The organism is Actinomadura atramentaria DSM 43919, from assembly GCF_000381885.1.
Lineage (GTDB): Bacteria > Actinomycetota > Actinomycetes > Streptosporangiales > Streptosporangiaceae > Spirillospora > Spirillospora atramentaria.
Genome location: NZ_KB907209.1, coordinates 165,838 through 191,760, shown reverse-complemented (window position 1 = coordinate 191,760; position 25,923 = coordinate 165,838). Strand labels below are relative to the sequence as shown.

21 protein-coding genes are annotated in these 25,923 nt (G+C 75.3%); 9 read left to right on the top strand and 12 right to left on the bottom strand.

Features of this window, described 5'->3' with window-relative positions:
• Nucleotides 1–78 precede the first annotated feature (78 nt).
• Nucleotides 79–1,398: a D-alanyl-D-alanine carboxypeptidase family protein gene (locus tag G339_RS0104830; RefSeq protein ID WP_019629949.1), complete on the top strand. Its 1,320-nt coding sequence runs from the start codon at nt 79–81 to the stop codon at nt 1,396–1,398.
• Between the two features lie 142 nt (nt 1,399–1,540).
• Here the strand turns inward: G339_RS0104830 and G339_RS0104825 are convergent, their stop codons facing one another.
• Genes G339_RS0104825 through G339_RS0104815 form a run of 3 tightly spaced genes read right to left on the bottom strand, consistent with a single transcriptional unit; the run spans nt 1,541 to nt 4,924 of the window.
• Complete coding sequence (locus tag G339_RS0104825; protein WP_019629948.1) at nt 1,541–2,974, bottom strand: pyridoxal phosphate-dependent decarboxylase family protein; 1,434 nt, start codon at nt 2,972–2,974, stop codon at nt 1,541–1,543.
• Complete coding sequence (locus G339_RS0104820) at nt 2,967–4,289, bottom strand: MFS transporter (RefSeq protein WP_026341138.1); 1,323 nt, start codon at nt 4,287–4,289, stop codon at nt 2,967–2,969. The genes G339_RS0104825 and G339_RS0104820 overlap by 8 nt, the downstream gene beginning before the upstream one ends.
• Nucleotides 4,286–4,924 (bottom strand): TetR/AcrR family transcriptional regulator, encoded by a 639-nt coding sequence (locus G339_RS0104815; RefSeq protein WP_019629946.1) that lies wholly within the window; start codon nt 4,922–4,924, stop codon nt 4,286–4,288. The genes G339_RS0104820 and G339_RS0104815 overlap by 4 nt, the downstream gene beginning before the upstream one ends.
• 145 nt (nt 4,925–5,069) lie before the next feature.
• Here G339_RS0104815 and G339_RS0104810 point away from each other — a divergent pair, with 145 nt between their 5' ends.
• A complete protein-coding gene (locus tag G339_RS0104810; RefSeq protein ID WP_019629945.1) occupies nt 5,070–5,861 on the top strand; it encodes an ATP-binding cassette domain-containing protein in 792 nt (263 codons plus the stop codon).
• Between the two features lie 3 nt (nt 5,862–5,864).
• Here the strand turns inward: G339_RS0104810 and G339_RS0104805 are convergent, their stop codons facing one another.
• The 3 genes from G339_RS0104805 to G339_RS0104795 all read right to left on the bottom strand — a co-directional run bounded on the left by G339_RS0104805 (nt 5,865) and on the right by G339_RS0104795 (nt 8,648).
• Complete coding sequence (locus G339_RS0104805; RefSeq protein WP_033322401.1) at nt 5,865–7,094, bottom strand: PucR family transcriptional regulator; 1,230 nt, start codon at nt 7,092–7,094, stop codon at nt 5,865–5,867.
• Between the two features lie 133 nt (nt 7,095–7,227).
• Nucleotides 7,228–7,890 carry a TetR/AcrR family transcriptional regulator gene (locus tag G339_RS0104800; RefSeq protein WP_019629943.1) on the bottom strand — a complete coding sequence of 221 codons (663 nt, stop codon included), beginning with the start codon at nt 7,888–7,890 and terminating at the stop codon, nt 7,228–7,230.
• 206 nt (nt 7,891–8,096) lie between these two features.
• On the bottom strand, nt 8,097–8,648 hold the full coding sequence (locus G339_RS0104795) for a TetR/AcrR family transcriptional regulator (protein WP_019629942.1): 552 nt from the start codon (nt 8,646–8,648) through the stop codon (nt 8,097–8,099).
• Nucleotides 8,649–8,788: 140 nt separating this feature from the next.
• On the opposite strand from G339_RS0104795, the gene G339_RS0104790 reads away from it, so the two are divergent.
• Complete coding sequence (locus tag G339_RS0104790; protein ID WP_019629941.1) at nt 8,789–10,006, top strand: sensor histidine kinase; 1,218 nt, start codon at nt 8,789–8,791, stop codon at nt 10,004–10,006.
• Between the two features lie 305 nt (nt 10,007–10,311).
• Here the strand turns inward: G339_RS0104790 and G339_RS0104785 are convergent, their stop codons facing one another.
• Together G339_RS0104785 and G339_RS0104780 are read right to left on the bottom strand one after the other, a co-directional pair.
• Nucleotides 10,312–10,551, bottom strand: a complete 240-nt coding sequence (locus G339_RS0104785; RefSeq protein ID WP_019629940.1) for a hypothetical protein — start codon at nt 10,549–10,551, stop codon at nt 10,312–10,314.
• A gap of 1 nt (nt 10,552) precedes the next feature.
• On the bottom strand, nt 10,553–11,443 hold the full coding sequence (locus tag G339_RS0104780) for an RpnC/YadD family protein (protein WP_019629939.1): 891 nt from the start codon (nt 11,441–11,443) through the stop codon (nt 10,553–10,555).
• A gap of 149 nt (nt 11,444–11,592) precedes the next feature.
• Here G339_RS0104780 and G339_RS0104775 point away from each other — a divergent pair, with 149 nt between their 5' ends.
• The 4 genes from G339_RS0104775 (at nt 11,593) to G339_RS0104760 (ending at nt 14,850) form a co-directional block, all read left to right on the top strand.
• On the top strand, nt 11,593–12,258 hold the full coding sequence (locus G339_RS0104775; protein WP_019629938.1) for a response regulator: 666 nt from the start codon (nt 11,593–11,595) through the stop codon (nt 12,256–12,258).
• An 89-nt stretch (nt 12,259–12,347) separates the two neighbouring features.
• Nucleotides 12,348–12,944, top strand: coding sequence for a response regulator (locus tag G339_RS0104770; protein ID WP_019629937.1), 597 nt, complete (start codon nt 12,348–12,350; stop codon nt 12,942–12,944).
• 195 nt (nt 12,945–13,139) lie between these two features.
• Complete coding sequence (locus G339_RS0104765; protein WP_019629936.1) at nt 13,140–13,727, top strand: DUF6230 family protein; 588 nt, start codon at nt 13,140–13,142, stop codon at nt 13,725–13,727.
• 4 nt (nt 13,728–13,731) lie between these two features.
• Nucleotides 13,732–14,850, top strand: coding sequence for a DUF6114 domain-containing protein (locus G339_RS0104760; RefSeq protein ID WP_157407351.1), 1,119 nt, complete (start codon nt 13,732–13,734; stop codon nt 14,848–14,850).
• A gap of 29 nt (nt 14,851–14,879) precedes the next feature.
• Here G339_RS0104760 and G339_RS0104755 read toward each other — a convergent pair whose 3' ends face one another.
• The 3 genes from G339_RS0104755 to G339_RS0104745 all read right to left on the bottom strand — a co-directional run bounded on the left by G339_RS0104755 (nt 14,880) and on the right by G339_RS0104745 (nt 19,883).
• On the bottom strand, nt 14,880–16,250 hold the full coding sequence (locus G339_RS0104755; RefSeq protein ID WP_157407350.1) for a serine/threonine-protein kinase: 1,371 nt from the start codon (nt 16,248–16,250) through the stop codon (nt 14,880–14,882).
• 244 nt (nt 16,251–16,494) lie between these two features.
• Complete coding sequence (locus G339_RS32560) at nt 16,495–18,153, bottom strand: serine/threonine-protein kinase (RefSeq protein WP_019629933.1); 1,659 nt, start codon at nt 18,151–18,153, stop codon at nt 16,495–16,497.
• Between the two features lie 65 nt (nt 18,154–18,218).
• The gene (locus G339_RS0104745) at nt 18,219–19,883 is read right to left on the bottom strand and encodes a serine/threonine-protein kinase (RefSeq protein WP_033322309.1); all 1,665 of its coding nucleotides are present in this window, start codon (nt 19,881–19,883) and stop codon (nt 18,219–18,221) included.
• 179 nt (nt 19,884–20,062) lie between these two features.
• Here G339_RS0104745 and lysX point away from each other — a divergent pair, with 179 nt between their 5' ends.
• Both lysX and G339_RS39725 read left to right on the top strand, forming a co-directional pair.
• Nucleotides 20,063–23,350 (top strand): bifunctional lysylphosphatidylglycerol synthetase/lysine--tRNA ligase LysX, encoded by a 3,288-nt coding sequence (gene lysX / locus G339_RS0104740; protein ID WP_019629931.1) that lies wholly within the window; start codon nt 20,063–20,065, stop codon nt 23,348–23,350.
• A complete protein-coding gene (locus tag G339_RS39725; protein WP_019629930.1) occupies nt 23,347–25,104 on the top strand; it encodes a GNAT family N-acetyltransferase in 1,758 nt (585 codons plus the stop codon). The genes lysX and G339_RS39725 overlap by 4 nt, the downstream gene beginning before the upstream one ends.
• On the opposite strand, the gene G339_RS0104730 is transcribed toward G339_RS39725, so the two are convergent.
• Nucleotides 25,046–25,804, bottom strand: a complete 759-nt coding sequence (locus tag G339_RS0104730; RefSeq protein ID WP_026341134.1) for an AMP-binding enzyme — start codon at nt 25,802–25,804, stop codon at nt 25,046–25,048. The genes G339_RS39725 and G339_RS0104730 overlap by 59 nt on opposite strands.
• Between the last annotated feature and the right edge of the window lie 119 nt (nt 25,805–25,923).

Below are 25,923 nucleotides of genomic sequence, written 5' to 3'. Positions count from 1 at the left end.
AGCACGGACGAGCGGTCGGGCGTTGGCGCGTCCGGGCAGTTCGGCGCGGCCGGCACCGACGAGCGGCCGACTGCCGGCGTGTCCGGGCAGTGGAGCACGCCCTGGGCCGGGGGCGGGCAGGCCGCCGTGCCGCCTCGGGGGGCGGAGCCGCGCGAGTACGGCGGGTACGACGAGTACGGGCCGCACGACGGACACGACGACGAGCCCCGGCGGCGGCGCTGGCCGTTGTTCGCCGTGCTCGCGGCCGTCCTGGTCCTCGTCGGCGTCGTCGCCGCGCAGCTCCTGCGCCCCGTGCCCGCGCCGACGCTGGAGCTGGCGCTCCCCGCGTCGCACACGTTCGCGGGCGGCGCGCCCGTCCTGCCACTGCCGGCGGACGGGCAGGCCGCCGTCTACGTCGAGGGCCTCGGCACGATGGGCTCGTCCGGCGGCACGGCCCCGACGCCGACCGCCAGCGTCGCCAAGGTGATGACCGCGTACGTCTATCTGCAGGAGCACCCGCTGGCGACCGGCGAGGCCGGCCCCGTCAAGACGGTGTCGCAGCAGGGCGTCGCGGAGATGCCGGGCCGCCGCCAGCGCGGCGAGTCGCTGCTCGGCATCACGGCGGGCCTGCGGCTCAGCGAGCGCAAGGCGCTGGAGGCGCTGCTGATGATCTCCGCGAACGACGTCGCGCACGAGCTGGCCCGCTGGGACGCGGGCACCGACGAGGCGTTCGTCGCGAAGATGAACGCGGCCGCGCGGCGCCTCGGCATGACGTCCACGACGTACACCGACCCGAGCGGCTACGACGCGGGCACCGTCTCCACGGCCGCCGACCAGGTGAAGCTGCTGTCGGCGGCGATGCGCGTCCCGGCGTTCGCGGAGGTCGTCGCGAACCGCGCGTACGTGCCCGACGACGGCGGCCCGGCCCGCCCGAGCGGGAACCTGCTGATCGGCCGGTACGGCGTCGTCGGCGGCAAGACGGGCTACACCGACAAGGCGGGCGGCAACTACGTCTTCGCGGCGCGCAAGCGGGTCGGGGCGGTCACCACGACGATCATCGGCGCGGTCATGGGCCAGCACTCGCCGAGCGCGGTCGGCGCGATCCAGGTCGGCCAGCGGCTCGTCGCGGCGGCCGAGACGGCGCTGACGGCGGAGCGCGTCGCGAAGGCGGGCGACACGGTCGCGCGCGTGGACGACGGTCTGGGCGGGACCACCCCGCTGCGCGCGGCGTCGTCGGTGACGGTCGTCGGCTGGCGCGGCCTGACCGTCCGGCTCGGCGTCGCGGGCGACCCGCCGCGCACGGCGGCGGCGGGCCGCAGCGTCGGGACGCTGACGGCGGGCCCGGGCCGGTTCGCGCTCACCACCGCCGACGCGCTGACCGGCCCGTCCCTCCCCCACCGCCTCCTGCGCCTCGGCTAGACGGCGGTCTCGAAGTCGCGGCCCGCGGTCCTCGCCTGACGGCTCCGGGACTTGGCGGGCGCGGCATCGCTTCGCGATCCGGCCGGTGAAGCCCGCTTCCGGCCTCGCTTCACCGGCCGGGTGACGCGTTCGGGCTGAGGCCCTAGACGGCCCCCGCGTACAGCGCGGACAGGAAGCGGATCAGCAGGGCCTCGCGGGTGGCGGCGGGCAGCGCGTTCAGGACGGCGTTGACCGTCGCCATCCCGCCGCCCGAGCCGACGCCGCCCGCGCCCGCCGCCGCGAGGAGTTCGGCGAAGCCCGCGTCGTCGAGCGCGTCCAGGTCGAGCGACGCGAGGACGTCCGCGAGCCCGTCGGGAACCGGCGCGGGCCCCGCCGCGCGCGCGGCCGAGACGGCGGCGCGGAACGCGGCCAGCATCGCGTCCACGTCGGTGACGCCGGTCAGCGTGAAGTGCAGGTTCGGCGGAATCCCCTGGTAGGAGAGCTGCGGCTGGAAGAACCAGCCGAGCCGCCGCGCCTCGTCCGCGACGACGAAGACGTCCAGCGCGGGGTCGTCCGACGCGACGGCGACGAGCGGCGCGACCGGCGTCCCCAGCACCCGCAGCCCCGGAATGGCGGCGACGCCGGAGATGAGCCGTTCGGCGGCGGCCATCGCGTCGGCCGCGAGCCGCCGGTACCCGTCCGCGCCGAGCGCCCGCAGCGTCAGCCAGGCCGCGCCGAGCGGCCCCGCGCTCTTGCTGCTCTGCACGGTCGCGTTGATCACGGTGTAGCCGGGCCATTCGGCAGACGCGAAATACGCGCGGCGGCGCAGCGCCGCGTCGGCGAACAGCACGACCGACGCGCCCTTGGGCGCGTACCCGTACTTGTGCAGGTCGCACGAGATCGACGTGACACCCGGAACCGACAGGTCGAACGGCGGCACGTCCGCGAGCCACGGCAGCACCCACCCGCCGACGCACGCGTCCACATGACAGCGCACGCCCGCGTCCGACGCGAGGCGCGCGATCTCGACCACCGGGTCCATGACGCCCTGTGGATAAGACGGCGCGGACGCGACGACCAGCACGGTGTCCGGCGTGATCGCGGCGGCCATCGCGGCCGGATCGGCGCGGAACGTCACCCCGTCCACCGGAACGGCCGCGATGTCCATCCCCAGGTAGTGCGCCGCCTTGTGGAACGCCGGATGCGCGGTCGCGGGCACGACGATCCGGGGCCGCCCCGCGACGGGAGCGGCGTCCCGCGCCGCCTTCACCGCGAGCATGATCGACTCGGTGCCGCCCGAGGTGAAGATCCCCGGCGTGTCCGGCCCGCCGCCGAGCCGCCCCGCGACGGCCGCGACGACCTCGCGCTCCAGCGTCACGATGCTCGGGAACGCGGTCGGGTCGAGGCAGTTGACCTCCAGCATCTCCAGGTAGGCGCGCGCGGCCGCGTCATGGATCACGGCCTGACCGGTGTCGTACACGTACGCGGCGACCTTCCCGCCCCGGACGGGCAGGTCGCCCGCGCGCAGCGCGGCGAGGTCGGCGAGCAGGGCGTCGGCGGGACGCCCGGTCTCGGGGAGCGGTTCGGGCTCAGGCATCGGTCTCCTCGGTCGGGGCGAGCCGCCGGTAGGCGAGCAGCGCGGGGACGCTGGCGAGCAGCAGCAGCGCGGGGACGAGCGTGTACCCGGCGGTGAGGCCGGTCAGCGCGGAGCCCGGCTGCGCGACGGGGTCGTCCAGGTCGGACGAGCGGAACGCGGTGACCGCCAGCACGGCCGCGTACACGCCGGGCCCGAGCGCCATCGCGCCGGTCTCGGCGGCCGTCCACAGCCCGGTGAACGCGCCGGACTGCGCCTGCCCGGTGCGCGCCGCGTCCGCGCGGACGGTCTCGGGCAGCAGCGACAGCGGGAAGAGCTGCACGGCCGCGTAGCAGACGCCGACGAGCGCGGTCGCGGCGAGCACGGCGGCCCGCGCCCCGCCCGCCACGGCCGGGTACAGCGCGGCGGCCGCGGCGGCGAACAGCGCGACGGCGGCCAGGTAGCACGCGACCGTCCCGAACCGCCGCGCGAGCGCGCGCCACGCCGGGACGGCGAGCGCGCTCGGCCCGACCAGGCAGACGAACATCACCGAGGTCAGCCCGTAGTCGCCGAGCCGGTACGTCGCCGCGTACGGCGCGCCCGCGAGCATCACCGCGACGGCGAGGGACTGCGCGGCGAACGCGGCGAGCAGCGCGAAGAACGGCCGGTTCCCGCGCGCGGCGCGCAGCGCGGCGGCCAGCCCGAGCGGGCGCGGGCCGGGCCGGGCGGCGATCCACCGCGTCGAGCGGGCGCTGGCGAGCATCGCCGCGCCGAGCACCGCGCCGATGACGACGCCCATCAGCGCGTAGCCGCCGCGCCCGCCGCCCGCGCCGTCCGCGACGGCGGGCGCGAGGCCGCCCGCGAGCAGGATGCCGACGGTGAGGCACACGACGCGCCACGCCATCGCGCGCCCGCGCTCGCCGGGGCTGTCGGAGATTTCGGCGGGCAGCGCGACGTACGGCACCTGGAAGCACGCGAACGCGGACGCGGCGAGCAGGAACGCGCCGCCCGTCCAAACGGCCGCGAACGCGGGGTCCGCGACGGGCACGGCGAACATCGCGGCGAACAGCAGCGGCAGCGCGGCGGCGCCGAACGTCAGCAGCCGCGTGCGGCGGCCGGTGCGGACGGCCTCCCGGTCGCTGGCCGCGCCGACGACCGGGTTGAACAGGACGTCCCACGCTTTCGGAACGACGAGCACGGCCCCCGCGACGGCGGCCGCGACGCCGAGCACGTCGGTCAGGTAGTAGAGCAGCAGCAGACCGGGCACGGCCGAGAAGATCCCGGTTCCGATAGACCCGACGCCGTAGCCGAGGAGCCGGCCGCGCGGCAGCCCGCTCACGCGCGCGCCCCGCCGCCGCCCGGCACGCCGCACCCCGGGCCGAGGCCGAGCATCGCGTCGTTGAGCCGGTGCAGGTGCGCGCGGAACCGGGCGACCTCGGCGGGGTCGTCGATGCCGCGCCGCCCGTCCGGGCCGGGGACGCCGCCCCGGCAGAAGCCGTGCGTACACCAGATGACGGTCATGACGGCGTACTCGGCGTCCGCCGCGCCGTCCCCGGCCGCCGCGCGGACGAGTTCGGCGGTCCGCTCGATGAGCGGCCGCGCGTACCGGCCCTCCAGGTCCGCGATGTCGGCGGCGTCGGACTGCCAGCGGTGGACCCACAGCGCGGGCACCTCCGGATGCGCCACGCAGAAGTCCACGTAGGCGTCCAGGAGTCGGCGCAGTCCCGCCGCGTCGGCCGCGCAGGACGCGGCGGCGGCGTCGAGCGCGGCGCGTTCGGCCTGGTGGGCACGTTCCATGACGGTCAGATAGAGGTCGCGCTTGCCGCCGACGTGGTACGCGACGGTCGCGATGTTGAGCCCGGCGGTCTCCGCGATGAGGCGCGTGGACGTCCCGTCGTAGCCGAACGACGCGAACAGCCGGGTGGCGACGGCGATGATCCGCTCGCGCGGATCGTCCGGGGACGGGGAGGTCATGGCTCACCGTAGGCGGCGCCGCGTATCCCAGTCAATCGCTTGATGGAGACCATGACGGTTTGCTCTTTGTTTACTACGCTCCGTGTTCAGAGCCCATCCATGCGGGAACAGGCCCGGCGGACGCCCCGAGGGCTCGGAGAACCCCATGACGCACGAACCCCGCACCCCGTTCCCCTACACCGAACCCGGCGTGGCCACGCTCCGCTCGGGCTCGCTCGTCGCGGCCGCCGCGCCGGGCCCGCCCGAGCCCGCGGTCCTCCGCGCCACCGGCCTCCGCAAGACCTACGACCCGGCCGCCGGACCCGTCCTGGACGGGATCGACGCGGCGTTCCGCGGCGGCGAGCTGTGCGCGCTCACCGGGCCGTCCGGCGCGGGCAAGAGCACGCTGCTCGCCTGCCTGGCCGGGCACGAGCCGCCGAGCGGCGGCGGCGTCCGGCTCGTCGACGGCCCCGGCCCCGGCACGCCCGTCCGCGGCCCGTGCCGGACGCTCGTCGGATACGCGCCCGCGCACGCGCGGCCGTTCCCCCGGCGGACGGTCGCCGCGTTCGCGCGCTGGACGGCGGCGCTCGCCCGCGTCCCGTTCGACCCGCACCACCTCGCGCGGATCGCCTGGCTGCTCGGCCTCGGCGACGCCCTCGACACGCGGGCCGCCGACCTGCCGCCCCGCGACGCGCGGCTCGCGCTGTGCGCGGCGGCGCTGCTGCCCCGCCCCCGGCTGCTCGCCGTGGACGCGGCACCGGCCGGGCCGGGCGGCGCGGACGCGGCGTTCCTGGACCGGCTGCGCCGTGCGGCGGGCGGCCTCGGCACGGGCGTCGTCGCGGTCGCCGCCGACGCGGCCGCGGCCGCCGTCGCCGACCGCGTCGTCGCGCTCGCGGACGGCCGCCTCACCGAATCCGGCGCGGCGGACGGCGCCGACGACGCGGCCGAGGCGGGCTGACGCTCAGTCGCGCGCGTCCGCCTCGGCGTCGCGCGCGGCGTCCGGCCCGTTCAGCCACACCGTCAGGACCATCTCCATCTCCAGCCGCGTCTCCGGGTCGTAGAGCTGCTCGCCGAACAGCTCCTCCAACTGGTGGAGGCGGTACCGGACCGTCTGCGGGTGGACGTGCAGCCGCGCCGCGACCTCGGTGGCGTTGAACCCGTTCTGCAGGCACGACAGCAGCGTCCGCACCAGCCGCTCGCGGTGCCGCGGCCGGACGCCGCGCAGCGGCGCGAGCCGCAGTTCGGCGACCGCGCGGACCAGTTCCTCGTCCTTGAAGACGACCAGCGTCGGCATGTGGTCGGCGCACCGGACCAGGCCCTCGGACGGCAGCACGCCGCGCCGCGCCAGCGGCAGCGCCTCGCGCGCCCAGCGCATCGACTTGGCGGCGTCCTCGACGCGGACGGTCGGGCCCATCGCCGCGACCCAGTCGCGCAGCGCGCCCTCCAGCATCCGCGCCCGGCCGGGCCCGTCCGGGTCGGGGACGAGCAGGCACGGCTCGCGCCGGTTCAGGTCGGCCAGCACGTCCGGCGGCAGCGACGGGTGCGAGAACGTCTCCCCGCTCCGCTCGTGCAGCACGACCGCCGCGACGGTGCGCGGCACCCGCCACTGCGCGAGCCGCGCCAGGTCCGCGACGGCCTGCGGCGCGGCGGCGGGCTCGGCGAGCAGCAGGTCCAGCAGCCGGCGGCGGCGGTGCTCCAGCTCGCCCGCCTCCTGCTCGCGGGCCTTGGTGTAGCCCTCGGTGGCGGCGCGGGCGATCTCGTCGAGGAACGCGAAGATGCCCTCGGCGATGCTCGCGAGCGTCCGCCGGGAGATGTTGTACCGCTCCGATTCGGCGGCCAGCCGCCGCCACGCGACGCGCGCGCCGAGCCGCAGCGACGTCTGCAGCACGTCCAGGCTGCGCCCCTCGCGCGCCTCCGCCCAGCCGATCTCCCGGTAGACGGCCGCGACGGGCTCCCAGGAGCTGTCCGGGTCCATGATCAGGTCGACGAACTGGCGCAGCGCGCCCTCGACCGCGAGCCGGACGAGCCGCGCGTACTCCTCGTCCTGCGGGCGCGCGTACTCGGGGACGCCGGCCAGGATCTCCTCGATCATCTCCTCGGCCAGCCCGTCCAGATGCGGGCGGAACAGCTCGGAGATCTCACCGGGCACGCCCACCCAGGGCTTGAGCGGCGACCGCTCCTCGATCGACATCGTCACCGTCGGCACCTCCCGCCCCTTCGTGGGTCCGGGGCTGCGAGGGACGGTACCCGCGCCGTTGCGCGGAGGCTGCGGTCTCACCGACGCATTAGGCCGCCGGTGTTGTCAACGGGATGACAAGTGCCGCTCAGGGCGCGGCGGCGAACGCCCCGCGCAGCACGAGCCGCCCCGAAGTGCGCACGAGCGCGCCGACCTCGTCCGGCGGGCGGCGCAGCGACGTCAGGCTGACGAGCGCGGCGAGCAGCACGTGCCCGAGCACGACCTCGACGTCGTCGCGCTCGGGGACGGGGTCGCCGATCGCCGCGGACAGCCGGTCGCGCAGGTAGAGGAACAGTTCGGTGCGGGCCTCGTCGACGCTCGGGTCGTCGGACGTCGCCGCCTGCACGATCGCGGACGCGAGCGTCAGGTTGTCGGCGGCGACGAACACGATCCGCTCCAGCAGCGCCGACAGCCGCTCGACGGGCGTGTCGCCGAGCGCGTCGCCGAACGACGGCCCGGCGCCCGCGTCCAGGCCGTCGATGACGCTGCGCGCCCACGCGCCCGCGACCTCGGTGAGCAGGTGGTCCTTCGTGGCGAAGTACCGGTAGACGGTCGCGCGCGCGACGCCCGCGCGGTCCGCGACGTCGTGCATGGTGACGGCCGGGTAGCCGCCCTCCTCGGCCAGGTCGCGGGCCGCCCCGATGAGCCGTTCCCGGCGGGCCTGCTGGTCCCGGGAGAGGCTGCGGGTGACGGTGATGCGCATCTGCGCACCGGTGCTGTGCGCGCTGCTGTGCGCGTCCGGCTCGGTCATTGGGGTTGTCTCCTCGCGGTGGCCTCTCATTGTGGCGCACCGCGAGGACGGGCCGGGCGCGCCCGGCGCCGAGCGCGCCGCGCCGCGCGCAGCCATGTGCAGAGCGTTCTGAACAAGCTCGGCGTCCGCTCGCAGCGGGAGGCGGTCATCGAGGCCGCGCGGCACGGGCTCGTCAGCGTCGGGAACGGCTCGGCTGAGCCGGGCGGTCAGCCGTCCAGGACCGTTTCGGCGAGGCGGCGGGCGGCCAGCGCGGGGTGCGCGCCGGGGCGCGTGACGGCGTGCGCGAGGACCCCGTCCACCAGGACGACGAGCTGGTTCGCGCCGAACTCCGGATCGGGGTGCCCGGACCGCGTCAGCTCGCCCGCGAACAGCGCGTGCAGGTCTTCCTTGAACGCGCGGATCTCGGCGTGCGCGGGATGCCCGGGATCGGTGATGGCCAGTTCCGCCGCCGTGTAGCGGCAACCGTGGAAGTCCGGCCGCGTCGTGATGTCCTCCAGCGCGTCGAAGACGGCGAGGACGCGGGCGCGCGGATCGTCCCCCGCCGACCGCATCGCGCGCCGGTACCGCTCCGCGCCGCCGGAGACGCGCAGCACCTCGGTGATCAGCCCGTCCTTGCCGCCGAAGTGCTGGTAGAGCGACCGCCGCGCGACGTCCGCCCGCTTGAGGATCGCGTCCACGCCGACATGGACGCCCTGCTCGTAGGTGAGGTCGCGGGCCGCGTCGAGCAGCCGTTCGCGAGGTCCCGGTCGCGCGTTCACGCACCGATTGTGCCACCGGCGCGGCGATAGACGGACCGTTCGATCTCTCGACGCGCGCCGCCCGTACGCCGCGCGGCGTATCCGCGAAGCAGCCCCCGGGCTGATCCGCGCGCCGCCCGCGCGGCCGTACCGTGGCGGGCATGGACGAGACGGCGGGCGCGCGGCGGTTCCCCGCGCCGTGGCGGTGGCCCGTGTGGGCCGTCCCGGCGGTGCTGCTCGTCGTCCAGGTCGCCGGCTCGTTCGCGGCGCAGCGGCAGAGCGGGCCGTGGCACGAGGCGCGCGCGCCGTTCACGCCGCTGGACCCGCTCGGCGTCGCGCTGCTCGCGGCGGGGCCGGCCGTCCTGCTCCTGCGCCGCCGCGCGCCGGTCCGGGTCGCCGCCGCGGTCGGCGCGGTGACCGTGCTGTATCTGCTGCGGGCCTATACGTACGGCCCGGTGATGCTGTCGGCGCTGGCGGCGATCGTCGCGGCGGTCACGGCGGGACGCCGGACGGTCGCGTGGGCGGGGTCGGCGGCGTTCCTCGCCGGGTACCTCTCGCTAACGACGCTCATCGGCGTCGACACGGCCGAGCGCGGGCACACCGGCGCGCTGTTCCCCGTCGACCGGCCGGGTCTGGACGGCACGGCGGGCTCGGTCGGCTGGGTGCTGGTCGCGCTCGTCACCGGGGAGCTGCTCCGCGCGACGGCGCAGCGCGCGGCCGCCGCCGCCCGCACGCGCGCCGAGGAGGCCCGCCGCCGCGCGAGCGACGAGCGGCTGCGGATGGCGCGGGAGCTGCACGACGTCCTCGCGCACAACATCTCGATGATCAACGTCCGGGCGGGCGTGGCCCTGCACCTCCTGGACGACGACCCCGAGGAGGCGCGCGGCGCGCTCGCCGCCATCAAGGAGGCCAGCAAGGAGGCGCTCACCGAGATGCGCTCGGTGATCGGCGCGCTGCGCGCGGACGGCGAGCCCGCCCCGCGCGCCCCGACCGCCGGGCTGGCGCTGCTGGACGACCTGGTCTCCCGCGCCCGCGCCGCCGGGCTGGACGTCACGACGCGCACGCGCGGCGCCCCGCGCCCGCTCCCCGCCGGAGCCGATCTCGCGGCGTTCCGAATCATCCAGGAGTCGTTGACCAACGTCACCCGCCACGCGGGCCCGCCGCCCGTCAAGGTGGACGTGTCCCTCGCCTACGGCGCCGACGCCGTGGATGTGCGCGTCACCGACGACGGCCGGGGTCCGTCCCCGCTCAACGACCCGCCCGCGGGCAGCGGCCTCCTCGGGATGCGGGAACGCGCCACCGCACTCGGCGGGACGTTCCGCGCCGCTCCGGGCCCGCACGGCGGCTTCCGCGTCGAGGCGACCCTGCCCGCCCCCTGAAACCCGTTGCCCGCCGCGCCACCGTGACCGCATCCAGCCCCACGAGCGGCGTTCTGGCACGCGGCGGTCCACGTCCAGTGGGACCCCCGAGCGGCCCCTGCGCGGCGCGCGCAGCATCCAGGTCGGTAACAGCCGCCACGTGATCGACCGATACGCCGACGAGTAGGTCCGCGAGATCACCGACCTGACGCTGCTCGTCCGCAAGGTCGACCCGCTCGTCCGCGACGGGCACACCGCCCGCGCCGCCGCGCTGCTCCCCCGCGAACGCCCGTATCCCTACCGCGCCCCGCACCTGCTCTGAGCGGTCAGGCGAAGAGGTCCTCCACGCTCTCGACCACGACCGCGCGCGAGACCCAGCGGTCCAGCTCAGTGCCGTCGGTGCAGGCCGAGATCCGCGCCCGCGCCCAGGACGGAACGGTGATACCGCGCGTCGCGAGCACCACGAGAATCACGCGCGCCTGACCCTCCGCACGGCCCTCCGCACGGCCCTCCGCACGGTGCTTCAGCGCGAAGTCGCTCTGCCACTGATGGTTGCGCAGGTCCACGTCACCGGAAGAGTTCGTCGATGCCGTCGACCACGACGGCACGCTGAACCCAGCGGCGCAGCTCGTCGCCGTCCGTACCGGCCGTGATCCGTTCCCGTGCCCAGTCAGGGACCGCGATCCCCCGAGTCGCCAAGATGGCGAGAACCGACTGCGCCTGGCCTTCCGCGCGGCCTTCCGCACGCCCCTCCGCACGGCCCTCGGAGCGGTGGTTCCGGGCGAACTCGCTCTGCCACTGGTAGTCGTCGAGCTTCAAGGTCTCCTCCAGGAGCTTCTTGGCGGCAGCGGGAAAACGCGACCCGACGTAGTCATAGTAGGCCGCGCCCAGGTCGCGGTCGACGGCGTCGATCGCTTCGGGGAGGCAGCGGATCACCTCGCGCGCACGGGCGTCGTCGGCGGGGGTCCGGAGGAGGGCCAATGCGCCGAAGAGCGCGACTTCGGGGTGCTCGCGGGCCTCGGACCGGTCGGTGACGGGCGGGATGCGGCCGGGCCAGACGGCGAGCGGTTCGAGGACCCAGCCGGGGTGGCCCATCGCGATGGGCTCGCCGCAGCGGCGCGCGGTCGTCTCGTCGGGGCACAGCACGAGCAGCGTCACGGGGCACTCGTGGCGGGCACGGAGCGTGGACAGGTACGCGGGCCAGCTGAACGTCTTGCGGCGCGCGTAGGCGGTCTGGGCCTCGACGATGATGCCGAGTTCCGGTGCGGCGGGGTCGCCGAGGAGGACGGTCGCGTCGCAGCGCAGTTCGGCGGGGCCGGTTTCGGCGAAGGACTCGGAGCCGAGGACGGCGGGCGCGTCGGGCGTCGCGACGCCGAAGACGGCGCGCAGCAGGTCGGGGGCGAAGCGCGGCTGGGTGCGGACGAACTCCAGCGGGAGTTCGTGCTCGATGGAGGGCACGCACCGAACACTAACGGTAACTGCCCGGTAACACACAGCCCAAGGGGAGGCCAAGGGGCGCATTGTCACTCGGGTGCGGAATCCGTTGGGGGAATTGGGAGCGGGTGGGGGTTTCCGGGCGTTGGAGGGGTAGACGGGTGGGAGGTCGCGTGATCAGGGTCGTGCTGGCCGACGACCAGGCGCTGGTGCGCGCCGGGTTCCGGGCGCTGCTGGACGCGCAGGACGGCGTCGAGGTCGTCGGCGAGGCCGGGACCGGCGACGAGGCCGTCGAGCTGGCCCGCCGCCTCCGCCCCGACGTGCTGCTGATGGACGTCCGGATGCCCGGTTCGGACGGCCTCGCGGCGACCCGCCGCATCGTCGCGGACGAGAGCTGCGCGAACGTGCGCGTCGTCGTCCTGACGACGTTCGAGCTGGACGAGTACGTCTTCGACGCGCTGCGCGGCGGCGCCTCGGGCTTCCTGGTGAAGGACACCGAGCCGGTCGAGCTGATCGCGGCCGTCCGCGCGGCGGCGCGCGGGGACGCGCTGCTGTCGCCGGGCGTCACGCGCCGCCTCATCGCCGAGTTCGCGGCGCGCGCGAAGGAACCGGTGCCCCCGCAACGGCTCGCCGCGCTGACCGGCCGCGAGCGCGAGGTGCTGGCGCTGGTCGGGACGGGCCTGAGCAACGAGGAGATCGCGGACCGGCTCGTGGTCAGCCCGGCGACCGCCAAGACGCACGTGAGCAGGACAATGATCAAATTGGGTGCCCGGGACCGCGCGCAACTGGTGGTCCTGGCGTACGAGTCGGGACTGGTGAAGCCGGGCTGGCTGCCGTGAGGCGCGGCCGCTCGTCGGGCTGTCGCCGGGTCGGCTGACATGACAGGGTGGGGCGCGGCAGGAACGCCCCCGACACGCGGAGGACAACGGTGCAGGCGAGTTCCGCGAAGATCCTGGCCGTGGACGACCGCGACGAGAACCTCGTCGCGCTGACCGCCGTGCTCGACGCCCTGCCGGTCGAGGTCGTCGCGGTGAACTCCGGCCACGCGGCGCTCAAGGAGCTGCTGAACGACGAGTTCGCGGTGATCCTCCTGGACGTCGTGATGCCCGGCATGGACGGTTTCGAGACGGCGGCGCACATCAAGGGCCGGGCGCGGACGCGGGACGTCCCGATCATCTTCCTGACGGCGGCGGGCGACGCGGGCGACGACGTCTATCGCGGCTACGCGGCGGGCGCGGTCGACTACCTGACCAAGCCGTTCGACCCGTGGCTGCTGCGCGCGAAGGTGTCGGTGTTCGTGGAGATGCACCGGCGCGAGCTGGAGGTGCGCCGCCGCGCGGAGCTGCTGCGCCGCGCGCTGCCCGACGAGGGCGGCGAGAACATCTGCGCGCTGCTCCAGCGGCAGGTCGGGCAGGTCGAGGCGGCGATGGCGCGGCTGCGGACCAAGGGCGCGGACCTCCCGCTGAACGATCTCGAAGAGCACGTCGCGGAGCTGCGGACGACGGTCCGCACGCTGTCGTCCTGACGGCGGCCCGCGGCCCGGCGGCGCGGGGCCCGCGCCGCATTGCAGAACGTCCCCGCAGGTCAGCGGCCAGATTTCTTTACCTTCGCGCGTTTGGTGCAAGTAAGTACTTGAGGGTAACTTGCGAGGAGTTCGTCACCTTTTGTGACGGCGATCACCGGTGTCCGCACACCGAACCCCTCGTACGGAGAGTGCCCCATGACCGACTCCACCCCGGCGTCCCTCGGCCGGGTCCGCTGGCGGCGGTTCGCCGCCCTCGCCGCGCCGGCCGCGATCGGCGCGGGCGCGCTCGTCTTCATGACGGGCCAGGGCGCCATCGCCTCGTCCTTCGCCGTCTCCGGCGGCAGCTTCAAGGTCAGCGCCGCGTCGCTGGAGGGCGACGGCTTCGTCCAGTACGGCGGCGCCGACCAGAGCAAGGACGGCAAGCAGCACCCCGTCCAGATCTCCGGCATCAAGAACGCCACGATCCGCGACATGTGCCAGTCGGTGAAGGTCGGCCCGTTCACGCTGCGCCTCACCGCGGGCACCGGCAAGGAGCCCGTCGAGGCCACCGACCTCGTGCTGGACGTCGAGCAGCTCGACGCCGACGCGGAGTTCAGCAACATCGAGATCGGCCGCGACGCCAGCACGCTCGACCAGGGCCCCGTCAAGGGCTCGGCGGGCATGTTCGGCCAGCAGGCGACGCACGTCTCGCTGACCAAGGTCCACCAGGTCGCGTGGGCGACCACCGCCGGAACCTTCAAGCTCAAGAACCTGAGCATGAAGCTCGGCGACGAGTGCTTCTAGGGACATGACGAAGACGACACCGCGAGGCTTCCGCCGCTGGCGGCGGACACGCCCCTTCTGGGGCGGCGTGTTCGCCGTCCTCGGCGGCCTGGAGCTGATCTCGATCCCGCTGGCGCCGATGCCGCTGGTCATCCACCAGGGCATGGCGGGGGTGGCGAGCTGGCTGCTCGGCGCGCTGCTCATCGTCGCGGGCGTGCTGCTGTGGTTCCAGCCCGCGCAGCGCGTCTTCTACGGGGTGCTGGCCGTGCTGCTGGCGCTGGCGTCGTTCCTGACGTCGAACTTCGGCGGCTTCCTGCTCGGCATGGTGCTCGGGCTGGTCGGCGGCGCGCTCGGGTTCGCGTGGACGCCGACCGGCGAGCCCGGCGCGTCCGACGAGCGCGACGGACCCGAGGAGCCCGCCGTCGTGCGGGCGACGCGGGCGCCCCGCCACGGGCGCGCGTACGCGTTCGCCGCGCCGCTGCTGCTGGCGGTCGGCCTGCCGTTCGCGCCGACGCCCACGCCGTCCGCCGCCCCGACCGCGACCGCCACGCCGGCGCCGACAGCGACGCCGACCCCGACCACGACGTCGACGCCATCCGCGACGCCCACCCCCAGCGCGACGCCGACCACCGCGTGCCCGACGCCGCCCGCCGCGACGTCGGAGACCGCCGTCCGCGCCTACCTCGACGCCCTCGGCAAGGCACCCAAGACCTGCGCCCCCGCGCCGAAGACCGCGACCGGCACGGCGCCGGCGTTCTCCGTGGACGCCACCACGCTCAAGGCGTCGTCGCTGACGATGACCGGCCTCAGCTACGACGGCGTCGCGTCGCTCAAGACTTCGACCGGCACCGTGAAGGCGCTGAAGTTCACCATGAGCAAGGCCGTCCTGACGGGCGTCGACCAGCGGACGACGCACGGCGGCGCGCAGTCGGTGCTGACCACCCCGTCGCTGACGTTCGGCGGCAACGTCGTCATGTATACGACGAAGATGTCGTCGAAGCTGCTCGGCATCCCGCTGACGTTCACGCCCGAGAGCCCGCCGCCGCTGGTCCTGCCGGTGATGCGGATGACGGACGTGGTCTCCGAGCAGCCCGCCGTCACGGCCGGGACGACGAGCATCAGCGGCCTGTCCCAGCGCGTCTGACCACCCGACCGGCAGCCACGTCCGACCGGCTATGCCGAGGAAGTCGCCGAGACGTCGGGCCGTACGCCGCCCAGCCCGTCGGTGTGCGTCAGCCGCGAGCGGATCAGGAACGCCCCCGCCAGCACCGCGACCACCGCGACGATCACCGCGACCGTCACGATGATCATGGTCTTGCGGCGCTCCTTCTCGTAGTCGGAGCGCGGGTCGCGCCACTGCTGGTACTGCGCCGACCCGCCGTCCCAGCTCCCGCCGGAGTTCCCGCCGGAGCTCCGCCCGTCCCAGGCGTTCGGGTCGTACAGCGTCCGCGCCTCCTGCTCGGCCGGGGCCTGGAACGGCGGCGGCGTCGCGGGCCGCTCCGGCGGCGCGGGCGGCGGCGTCGGCTCGGGCGTCCAGCGCTCCGGCGCGCTGCGCGGCGCGCGGGCGAGCCCGCCCGGGTTCCGCGCCGGGCCGGGGTCGCGGCGGGTCAGCGGCTCGACCTCCGCCGAGTCCAGCACGGTCGACGCGGGCGGCTCGTCGGTGACGGTGCGCTCGAACCGGCCCGACAGGTCGTCCAGGACGGTCTCGTCCACGAACGTCTTGGGCGGCGGCGGCATCGACGCGACCTGCGTCAGCAGCGGCCGCGCCAGCTCGCCTGTCATGCGGTGCCGCGGCTCGCGGGCGAGCAGGCCGTTGAGGACGGGCGTGAGCGGCCCCGCGTTGCGCGGCACCGGCACCGGCTCGGTCAGCGCGGCTTGCAGCGAGGACATCGCGTCCGACCGCTCGTACGGCGAGTGCCCCTCCAGCGCCGCGTACAGCGTCGCGCCGAGCGCCCACAGGTCCGACGCGGGCACGGCGCGCTCCCCCGCCGCGCGCTCGGGCGGGATGTAGGCGGGCGAGCCCATGACGAGACCGGTCTGGGTGAGCGTCGCGTCGCCCTCGACCTGCGCGATGCCGAAGTCGGTGAGGACGACGCGGCCCGTCTCGGTGATCAGCACGTTGCTGGGCTTGACGTCGCGGTGCAGGATGCCCTTCTCGTGCGCGGCGCGCAGCGCGGCGAGCATCTGCAGGCCGATCTCGGCCACCCGCCGGTGGTCGAGCGGCCCGGTCTCCAGCAGGTCCTGCAGCGACCGCGCCCGGACCAGCTCCATCACGATCCACGGCCGGTCGCCCGCCTCGACGACGTCGTGGACGGTGACGACGCCGGGATGGTTGAGCCGCGCCGACGCCCGCGCCTCCCGGAACGTCCGCTCGTAGAGGACGCCGCGCTCGGCCGCGCTGAGGCCGGGCGGCAGCACGACCTCCTTGATCGCGACCTCGCGGTCGAGGGTGAGGTCGTAGGCGCGCCACACCGTGCCCATTCCGCCCCGGCCCACCACCGCGTCGAGGCGGTAGCGCCCGCCGAGGAGACGCTCCTGTGTCATGTTCCGCCTGGTCTCCCCGTCGCCCGCCGTCTTCCCCCGCCGGCGGCGCGCGGGCACGCCTGCCGTTGACTCCTGCCGTCTGCCGTGGGTCGGACGCGCGGACGCGCCCGACGGTTCAATCGCACACCCGGGACGGGCGCGCGTCCACGTCATTGTTCACGGTCTCGCGGGCTCCGCTCCACCGGACCGCCCGAAATACGCAGCATGTCCCGGTTCATGGGTATCGGTTCGGACGGCGGAACGGTTACGCGCGGAACCCTTCGAGGCAGTCGAGCAGCAGCGCCCGCCGCCCCGCCGCCCGGTCCGGGTACGCGATCATGACCGCGTAGTGGCGGGCGCCCGCCGCGACGCCGCGCGACACGGCGTGCATCCGGCCGTTCAGCCAGGTGTACTCCAGGTCGGCCGCGCGCGGCGACGTGCCGTCCGCCCAGTTCAGCGACGTGCGCTGGTAGCCGGGCAGGCGGTTGTTCGCCCGCACCTCGGACTCGAACTGCTCCCAGTGCGCGTACGGGTCGCCCTCCCACGGCGTCCGGTCGACCAGGACGTACGCCTTGGTCGCCGGGTCCGTCCACGAGCGCCGGTACGGCGGGTCGTCCTTGCGCGTCCACCCGGCGGGGACGGGCAGCCGGTAGCCGTCGCCGCCCGAGATCCGCGTGCCCGGCGGCGCGGTCGGCGTGGTCGGCGTGTCGGACGCGGGCGCGGTCGCGTCGGTGGACGGGTCCGCCGCCGGGCCCGTCGGCCGTCCCGTGTCGGCGGCGGCCGCCGCGTCCGTCCGCCGCGGATCGGGGCCGGGCGTCTTCCCGTCCGGCCAGAGCACGAACGCCAGGACGCCCGCGGCGACGGCCGTCGCGGCGACGCCCGCCGTGACCGCCAGCACGGGCGAGCGGCGCCGCGCGGGAGCGGACCACGTCGGCGCGGACGGCGCGGGGACGGGCGCGGACCACGTCGGCGCGTGCGGCGGCGGCACGGGCGCGGACCACGTCTGCCCCGGCGAGACCGGCGCGGGCGCGATGCCGTGGTCCTGCGCGGTCGCGTCCGGCGCCGCCGGAGCGCGCGGCGGCGGCACCGCGTCGGTCGCCTCCCCGGACTCGACGGCGGCCAGCGCCGCGTCGGCGGCGTCCGCGGTCGGCCGCCGCACCGGATCGGCGTCCAGCAGCGCGAACAGCACGCCCGCGAGCGGCCCGGCGCGGCGCGGCGGGTCCGGCGGCTGCGTCATCACGGCCGCCAGCACCGCCATCGCGTCCGTCCGGTGGTGCGGCGGACGGCCCTCGACGGCCGCGTACAGCGTCGCGCCGAGCGCCCACAGGTCCGACGCGGGCAGCGCCCGCTCCCCGCGCACCCGCTCCGGCGACATGTACGCGGGCGAGCCCATGATCAGCCCGGTGCGGGTCAGCGTCGCGTCGCCCGCGACCTGCGCGATGCCGAAGTCGGTGAGGACCGCGCGCCCGTCCCGCGCCAGCAGCACGTTCGCGGGCTTGACGTCGCGGTGCAGGATGCCGATCGCGTGCGCGGCGCGCAGCGCGGCGAGCATCTGGCGGCCGATCCCGGCGGCGCGCGCGGGCGTCAGCGGCCCGTCCTCGTCCAGGACGTCCTGCAGCGACCGGGCGTCGACCAGCTCCATGACGATCCACGGCCGGTCGTCGAAGTCCACGACGTCGTGGACGGTGACGACGCCCGGATGGTTGAGCCGCGCGGACGCCCGCGCCTCCCGCAGCGTCCGCTCGTGCCGCTCGCGGCGCTCGGCGTCGCCCAGCGCGGGGTGCAGCAGCACCTCCTTGACGGCGACCGCCCGGTCCAGGACGTCGTCGTGGGCGCGCCACACCGTGCCCATCCCGCCCCGGCCGAGCACCGAGTCGAGCCGGTACCGCCCGCCCAGCAGCGTCCCCCGCGCACTATCCGACATGACGCGCGACCCTACCTTTTCCCCGACACCGACGGCATTGGACGTTCCTGCGGCGACCGCCCGCCTCAGCCCCCGGCGGGCCGGAAGAAGGAGAACACCGGCTGCATCCGCGCCAGCGTCGCGTCCCAGTCGGCGTCCGGGGCGTACAGCACGATCGCGTAGCCGTGCCCGTTCATCACGAAGCCCCGGTTCAGCGCGTGCATCCGCCGCGAACCGGAGTTGTACGTCCACTCCCAGTCCGCCGACTTCTTCCCGCTCGGGTCGCTGACCGGCGCGCCGTTCTCCACGGGCGCGATCCTGACGAGCGAGTAGCCGGGGAACCGCCCCTTGCCGGTCGGCTCGTAGTCCTTCCAGTCCTTGAGCGCACTCGGGTTGGGGTGCGAGGTCTGGCCGACCTGGATGTAGGAGACGCGGCCGGGCGCGTAGAAGAAGTCGCCGCCGTCCTTGCGCTGCGGGCCGGACCAGCCGTCCGGGACGGCGACCTTGTAGCCCGTCCGGTCGCTGTGCAGACGGAACCCGGCGGGCAGCGCGGGCGACCCGGTGGACGCGGGCCGGGTCGTGACCGGCGACGACGCGGGCGTCGTCGCGGGCGCGGACGCGTGCGGCTTCGCCGCGCCGCTCGGCCTGCCGTGCGGCTTGTCCCCGCGCGTGCTCGCGAACACGATGCTGGCGATGGCGACCAGGACGACGACCGCGATGACCCCGATGAGCAGCGCGTTCCGGCCGGGCACGGCCAACCCCGGCCGGGCGGGCTCCGGCTCCCCGGCGGACGGCGCGGGCTCGGGCGGCGCGGCGCGCGTCCGCGCGGGCTTCGGCGCGTCCGGGCGCGTCCGGCCGGGCCGGGTCTCGGCGGCGGGCACCTCGACGGTCATCGTGCGCTGGTCGTCGACGGTCTCCTGGCGGACGATCTCGTCCAGCAGCGCGCCCGCCTCGATCGCGTCCATCCGCACGTCGGGGTTCTTGCGCAGCAGTCCCTCGATGACGGGCAGCAGCCGTCCCGCCCGCTCGGGCCGGTCGGGCTCCTCGGTGATGACGGCGACGAGCGCGGCCATCGGCTCGTTGCGCTCGAACGGCGACCGCCCGTGCAGCATCGCGTACAGCGTGACGCCGAGCGACCACAGGTCGGAGGCGGGCCCGGCGGTGCGGCCCCGCGCGCGCTCGGGCGCGATGTAGGCGGGCGACCCCATGACGAGGCCGGTCTGGGTCAGCGTCGCGTCGCCCGCGGCGGTCGCGATGCCGAAGTCGGTGAGGACCGCGCGCTCCCCGCCGGGCGTGGAGCTGACCAGCACGTTGCTCGGCTTCACGTCGCGGTGCAGGACGCCGGCGTCGTGCGCGGCGTGCAGCGCGGCGAGCATCTGGCGGCCGATGTCGGCCGCGCGGCGGACGTCGAGGGGGCCGTCCTGCTTGATGACCTGGTCCAGGGAGCGCGCGTGGATCAGCTCCATGACGATCCAGGGGCGGCCGTCCTCCTCGACGACGTCGTACACCGTCACGACGCCGGGGTGGCCGAGCCGCGCGGCGGTCCGCGCCTCGCGGAACGTCCGCTTGTACTGGACGGTGCGCTCCTCGTCGGTGAGGCCGTGCGGCAGGATGACCTCCTTGACCGCGACGTCCCGCCCGAGGACCTCGTCGTGCGCCTGCCAGACCGTTCCCATGCCGCCGCGCCCGACATGCGTCACCAGTCGGTAGCGACGGGCGAGCAGACGCCCGCCGGTGGTCTCATTCGGCATATCCGCGACCATATCGACTTTTGATGACACCCTTGGACCCGCCCCGCACGCCATAACCCCCTACCCGTAGGACGCCCGGAACCACGAGAAGGTTCGCGGGCCCCACCCCTGATTGAAGCGCGATGGACGACGCACCCGGTACAAAGAAGACGACACGGCAGAGCCACGACGGGGGGCGCATGGCGAGGAACGGGCTGCGCGGCGAGGGGAAGAGCCTGATCGAGGCGTCGCCCACCATCTTCTTCTGGTTCACCCGGCTGTCCGGTGTCCTCTCGCTCCTGTCGTGGGTCTCCTACGGTCTCATCATCGAGCTCACCGACATCTGGGCTTTGCGATGGATCGGGTACCTCGGATGGTTCCCGAGCGTCCCCATCGGCCTGCTCTGGATCCTCCTGTCGATGGGCGTCCGGCGCCGCAAGAAGGCGGCGTGGCGGCTGCTCGTCGCCGTGTTCGGGTTCTACTCGGCGCTGAGCGTCGCCGGAGTCGTCGGCGGCCTCTTCGGCGCCGACGAGCCGGAGCCGTACGGCCCCGCCGTCACCGCCGTCGTGTACGGCGCGGCGCTGTGCCTCGTCGTCGCGTCGCGCGGCCAGTTCACCACGCTGCCGGACCGGCGCAACCGGCGACTCGCCGTCGTCGTCTTCACCGGCCTGCTCATCGTGACGGGCGGCGTCGGGACGCTGCTGGTCACCGTCTTCGACCGCGACCCCGACGGCGACTTCTGGACGCACCCCGTCTACGCCATCGCGCAGACCGTCCTCGGCCCGCGCGTCACCGGCAAGCCGATCGACGTCAACGTCCCCTGGTGGGTCGACGCGATCCTGTGGCTGCTCGGCACCGGCCTGCTCGTCGTGACGTTCTGGGCGCTGTTCCGGCCCGGCCGCCGCGACCCGATCCTCAGCGCCGAGGAGGAGCTGGCCGCGCGGCGGCTGCTGGCCGAGTACGGCGACCAGGACTCCCTCGGCTACTTCGCGCTGCGCCGCGACAAGGACGTGATCGTCGCGCCGAACGGCAAGGCGGCCATCGCCTACCGCGTCGAGGGCTCGGTGTCGCTGGCCAGCGGCGACCCGCTCGGCGACCCCGAGTCGTGGGACCAGGCGATCGAGGCGTGGCTCGGCGAGTGCCGCGCGCACGCGTGGATTCCCGGCGCGGTCAGCGTCGGCGAGCGCGCGGCGCACATCTACCGGCGGCACGGCTTCGACGCGCTCGAACTCGGGGACGAGGCGATCATCGACCTCGCCGAGTTCAGCCTGGACGGCCGCGAGATGCGGCAGGTCCGCCAGGCCGTCCGCCGCGTCGAGCGGGCCGGGTACACCGTCCGCATCCGCCGCCACGCGCAGATCCCCGACTGGGAGATGAGCAAGCTCATCCGCAGCGCCGACGCCTGGCGCGGCGAGGAGACCGAGCGCGGGTTCTCGATGGCGCTCGGCCGGCTGGGCGACCCGACGGACGGGCGCTGCGTGATGGTCGAGGCGTTCGACGCCAAGGGCGAGCTGCGCGGGCTGCTCAGCTTCGTCCCGTGGGGCCGGAACGGGCTCTCGCTGGACCTGATGCGCCGCGACCGCGCCGCCGAGAACGGGCTGAACGAGTTCATGGTCGCCAAGCTCGCGGAGAAGGCGGCGTCGGTCGGCGCGCAGCAGCTCTCGCTCAACTTCGCGATGCTGCGGTCCGCGTTCGAGCGCGGCTCGCAGATCGGCGCGGGGCCCGTCGCGCGGCTCTACTACAAGCTGCTGTCGTTCGCGTCGCGGTTCTACCAGCTCGAATCGCTGTACCTGTCGAACGCCAAGTACCTGCCGCTGTGGCGGCCCCGGTTCATCTGCTACCGGCAGAGCCGCCACCTGGTCCGGCTCGGGCTCGCGTACGCGCGCGCCGAGGGGTTCCTGCCGAGCCTGAACCGGCCGAAGCTGGACCGCGCCGCGCACATGGCGCCGTCGCCCGCGCTCGCCGAGAAGATCCGCGAGATCGAGGACGACGCCGACGCGCGGCGCGCGCCCCGGCGCAAGCTGTCGGAGCAGGAGCGCGTCCGGCACGCCAAGCTCGACAAGATCCGCGCGGCGGGGATGGAGCCGTACGCGCCCGGCTTCCCCCGGACCGACTTCGCCGCCGACGTCCGCCGCCGCTTCGCGGGCCTCGCGCCGGACGCGCGCACCGGCGAGACCGTCGCGGTGGCGGGCCGCGTCGTGCTGGCCCGCGAGCACGGCCGGCTGATCTTCGTGACGCTGCGGGACGAGACCGGCGACCTCCAGGTCATGCTCACCGCCGACGCGACCGGCGCGGACGCCCTCGCGCGGTGGAAGGAGCTGATCGACCTCGGCGACCAGGTCGGCGTCGCCGGCGAGGTCGTCGCCTCGCGGGCCGGGGAGCTGTCGGTGCTGGCCGCGTCGTGGCGGCTCGCCGCCAAGTGCCTGCGCCCGCTGCCGGACAAGCGCAGCGGCCTGGCTGATCCGGAGGCGCGCGTCCGGCAGCGGTACGTCGACCTCATCGTCAACGACGACGCGCGCGCGATGCTGCGGCGGCGCGGCGACGCCGTCGCGGCCGTCCGCGACGAGCTGCGCGCCCGCGCGTACCTGGAGGTCGAGACGCCGATGCTCCAGCCGATCCACGGCGGCGCGGCGGCCCGGCCCTTCACGACCCGCATCAACGCGTACAACATGCAGCTCTACCTGCGGATCGCGCCGGAGCTGTACCTGAAGCGGCTGCTCGTCGGCGGCGTCGGGAAGGTCTTCGAGCTGAACCGCAACTTCCGCAACGAGGGCGTGGACGCGACCCACAACCCCGAGTTCACGATGCTGGAGGCGTACGAGCCGTACGGCGACTACGACACGATGGCCGCGCTCACCCGCGACCTGGTGCTCGCGGCGGCGCGCGCGGCGCTCGGCACGACCGTCGTGGTGCGGAACGGGCGTGAGTACGACCTGGCCGAGCCGTGGGGCGAGATCACCGTGTACGGGTCGGTGTCGAAGGCGCTCGGCGAGGAGGTCACGCCTGGCACGCCGCTCGGGGACGTCCGGCGGCACGCCGAGGCGCACGGGATCAACGTCGACCCCGAGTGGGGGCAGGGCCGGATCGTGCAGGAGCTGTACGAGGAACTGGTCGAGGGCACGCTCGACGCGCCGACGTTCGTCCGCGACTACCCGGCGGAGACGTCGCCGCTGACCCGCCCGCACCGCGACGACCCGCGGCTGGCCGAGAAGTGGGACCTCATCGTCTTCGGGACGGAGCTGGGCACGGCCTACTCCGAGCTGATCGACCCCGTCCTCCAACGCGACCGGCTCACCGAGCAGTCGCTGCGCGCGGCGGGCGGCGACCCCGAGGCGATGGAGCTGGACGAGGACTTCCTGCGCGCGCTGGAGTACGCGATGCCGCCCGCCGGGGGCATGGGGATGGGCGTCGACCGGCTGCTCATCACGCTGACCGGGCGGTCGATCCGCGAGACCGTCGCGTTCCCGCTGGTCCGCCCCGGGCAGTGACGGACGTCGCCGTCCGCGCGGCGCGGCCCGGGGAGGCGGCCGCGCTGAGCGCGCTCGCGCTGCGCTCCAAGGCCCACTGGGGTTACGACGACGCGTACCTCGCGGCGTGCCGCGCGGAGCTGACGCTGCGGCCCGGCGACGTCGCGGCGCGGCGGACGGCCGTCGCGGAGCGCGGCGGGCGGGTGCTGGGCCTGGCGACGCTCGACGGCGAGCCGCCGGACGGGGAGCTGGGGCTGCTGTTCGTCGAGCCGGACGCGATCGGCGGCGGGATCGGGCGGACGCTGTACCGGCACGTGCTGGCCGAGGCGGCGCGGCTGGGGTTCGAGCGCGTCCGGATCGTCCCGGACCCGCACGCGACGGGGTTCTACCTCGCGCTCGGCGCGGAGCGGGACGGGCGCGACCTGGTGGCGCGGCCGGTGCTCCCCGAGCCCGCGTGGGCGGCGGCGTGGGACGCGGGCGGCCCGGCCGTGCGGATCGGGAACGCCGCGGAGTTCAACGGCCAGTTCGGCGGCGTCGTGCGCGGCCCGGACCACTACGCGTGCCTGACGGCGTTCTGCGGGGCGCGGCCCGCCGCGCTCGTGCTGCCCGAGCCGGTGCCGGACTGGTGGGCGCGCGAGACCGCCGACGCGCTCGGCTGGGGCGACGTGCCCGTCCACTCGGGTGTCGCGCCGGACGGCCGCGTGTCGGCGGCGGTCGCGGCGCGGCCGGAGCTGCGCGCGCTGCTGACGGACGCGCCGGGCGTGCCGTGGGGGCGGTCCGCCGCGTTCGGGCGGCTCGTCCCCGCCGCGCCGGAGCTCGCGGCGGCGATCCGCCGGTACGAGTCGAAGCGTTCGGCGCACACGCTGTTCCGGGCGCTCGGCCCGCAGGTCCCCGGCGTCGCGGTGCCCGCGCAGCGGCCGGTGCGGTCGCGGCGCGTGCTGGCGCGGGAGCTGGCCCGCGCGGGGGACGCGCCGGTCGTGGTGAAGTCCGAGTACGGCGTCGGCGGGTCGGGGACGCTCGTCGTCCCGCCGGACCGCGCGGGGCGGCGCGCGGCGCTGCGCGTCGCGGGCCGGTGGCCGCGCGGCGGCGCGGTGGTGGAGGAGTACGTCGCGAAGGCCGACGTGTGCGGCGATCCGACGTTCGACGCGGTGATCGGCGGCGACGGCGCGGTCCACCCGGTCGGCGTCGGGAGCATGGCGGTGGCGGGGACGGGCTACCGGGGCGTGACGGTCGGCCCGGGCGCGGTCCCGGACGCGGTCGCGGCGACCGCCACCGCCTTCGGCACGGCGGTCGGCCGCGCGCTGGCGGCGGACGGCTACCGGGGCTGGTTCGACGTCGACTTCGTGCGGGGCCGGTCGGGCGCGCTGGCCCCCGCCGAGATCAACCTGCGGCTCACCGGACCGGCCGCCGCGTTCTGCGTCGCGGCGGCGCTGGACCGGCGGCGCGCCGGCCGCCACCTGGTCCGGACGCTGGACCGGCTGCCGCTCGGCGCGCGGCTGCCCGACGAGGCGCTGCGCGAGCACGTCGCGGAGCTGACGGCGGCGTGCGGCGCGGCGGGCGCGACCGCGCTGGTCACGATCCCGACCGCCGCCTTCGACCCGGCCCCCTACCTGGGGCTGGCGCTCGCGGCGCGGACGCCGGACGCGCTGGACGCGGCCGAGGCGGCGGCGCGCGCGGCGAACACCGCGCTCGGCGCGATGTTCCGCGACCTGGACGTCAGTCGTCGTCGGCGCGCTCGCGTTCGCGTTCGGGATCGGCGAACGCGAACGCGATGAGCACGGCCGCCGCGATCATCAGCGTGATGTTGAACGCGTAGACGCACGCCGCCTGCCCGCCCCAGTCGGTCTTGGCGGTGAGCCGGTAGAAGTTGTCCTGCGGCCACCAGGCGATGAGCAGCCAGGCCAGGGCGACGTGCGCGAGCGCCGTCAGCCACGCCGGCCGGCCGAGCCGTTCCAGCCGCGAGTACCCCATGAACAGGTACGCGACGCCGACGCCGAACGCCGCCGACTCGGCCCAGTAGAGCACCTGGAACAGCGTCGCCCACGGCTGCGGGACGCCGCCGAGGAACGTCGAGCCCGGCCAGAACGCGTCGGTCAGGCCCCGCGACACGAGCGTGAGGACCAGCGCCGCGCCGAGCACGCACAGCGCGAGGACGCCGTCGCTCATGTCCGCGAAGACCTCGGCCTTGCCGCGTTCGCGGTCCGACAGGACGGGCAGCGGCAGCCGCTTGCGGCGCAGCCTGCCGTTCGCGTCGCGGGGCAGGCTCTTGACCAGGATCACGGCGCGCGGGATGCGGCGGCGCGGCAGCCGCGGGCGGCCGAGGAACGCCCGGATCTCGGCCGCGTCGACAGGCCCGTCGGCCACGACGTACGCGACGAGCGTGGGGCGGCGCTCCCCCGCCGGGATGCCGACGACCGCGCAGTCCTCGACGCGCGGATGGGCGCGCAGTTCCGTTTCTACGTCTTCGTAGGACATGGACCTCCCCGCGTGACGGAAATGGACGGTCAACCGGCGGTCAACACCATCGTGTCACGAAGGGGAGGAACATTCCTATGCATTACTTACCGGAAAGAGCCGTATATCCATCCAGCAAT

What these genes read in the sequence shown, in the direction of transcription:
- G339_RS0104825 (WP_019629948.1), bottom strand. Translation starts at nt 2,974, where the DNA reads ATGCCTGAGCCCGAACCGCTCCCCGAGACCGGGCGTCCCGCCGACGCC.
- G339_RS0104815 (WP_019629946.1), bottom strand. Translation starts at nt 4,924, where the DNA reads ATGACCTCCCCGTCCCCGGACGATCCGCGCGAGCGGATCATCGCCGTC.
- G339_RS0104810 (WP_019629945.1), top strand. Translation starts at nt 5,070, where the DNA reads ATGACGCACGAACCCCGCACCCCGTTCCCCTACACCGAACCCGGCGTG.
- G339_RS0104805 (WP_033322401.1), bottom strand. Translation starts at nt 7,094, where the DNA reads ATGTCGATCGAGGAGCGGTCGCCGCTCAAGCCCTGGGTGGGCGTGCCC.
- G339_RS0104800 (WP_019629943.1), bottom strand. Translation starts at nt 7,890, where the DNA reads ATGACCGAGCCGGACGCGCACAGCAGCGCGCACAGCACCGGTGCGCAG.
- G339_RS0104790 (WP_019629941.1), top strand. Translation starts at nt 8,789, where the DNA reads ATGGACGAGACGGCGGGCGCGCGGCGGTTCCCCGCGCCGTGGCGGTGG.
- G339_RS0104765 (WP_019629936.1), top strand. Translation starts at nt 13,140, where the DNA reads ATGACCGACTCCACCCCGGCGTCCCTCGGCCGGGTCCGCTGGCGGCGG.
- G339_RS0104760 (WP_157407351.1), top strand. Translation starts at nt 13,732, where the DNA reads ATGACGAAGACGACACCGCGAGGCTTCCGCCGCTGGCGGCGGACACGC.
- G339_RS0104755 (WP_157407350.1), bottom strand. Translation starts at nt 16,250, where the DNA reads ATGACACAGGAGCGTCTCCTCGGCGGGCGCTACCGCCTCGACGCGGTG.
- G339_RS32560 (WP_019629933.1), bottom strand. Translation starts at nt 18,153, where the DNA reads ATGTCGGATAGTGCGCGGGGGACGCTGCTGGGCGGGCGGTACCGGCTC.
- G339_RS0104745 (WP_033322309.1), bottom strand. Translation starts at nt 19,883, where the DNA reads ATGCCGAATGAGACCACCGGCGGGCGTCTGCTCGCCCGTCGCTACCGA.
- lysX (WP_019629931.1), top strand. Translation starts at nt 20,063, where the DNA reads ATGGCGAGGAACGGGCTGCGCGGCGAGGGGAAGAGCCTGATCGAGGCG.
- G339_RS0104730 (WP_026341134.1), bottom strand. Translation starts at nt 25,804, where the DNA reads ATGTCCTACGAAGACGTAGAAACGGAACTGCGCGCCCATCCGCGCGTC.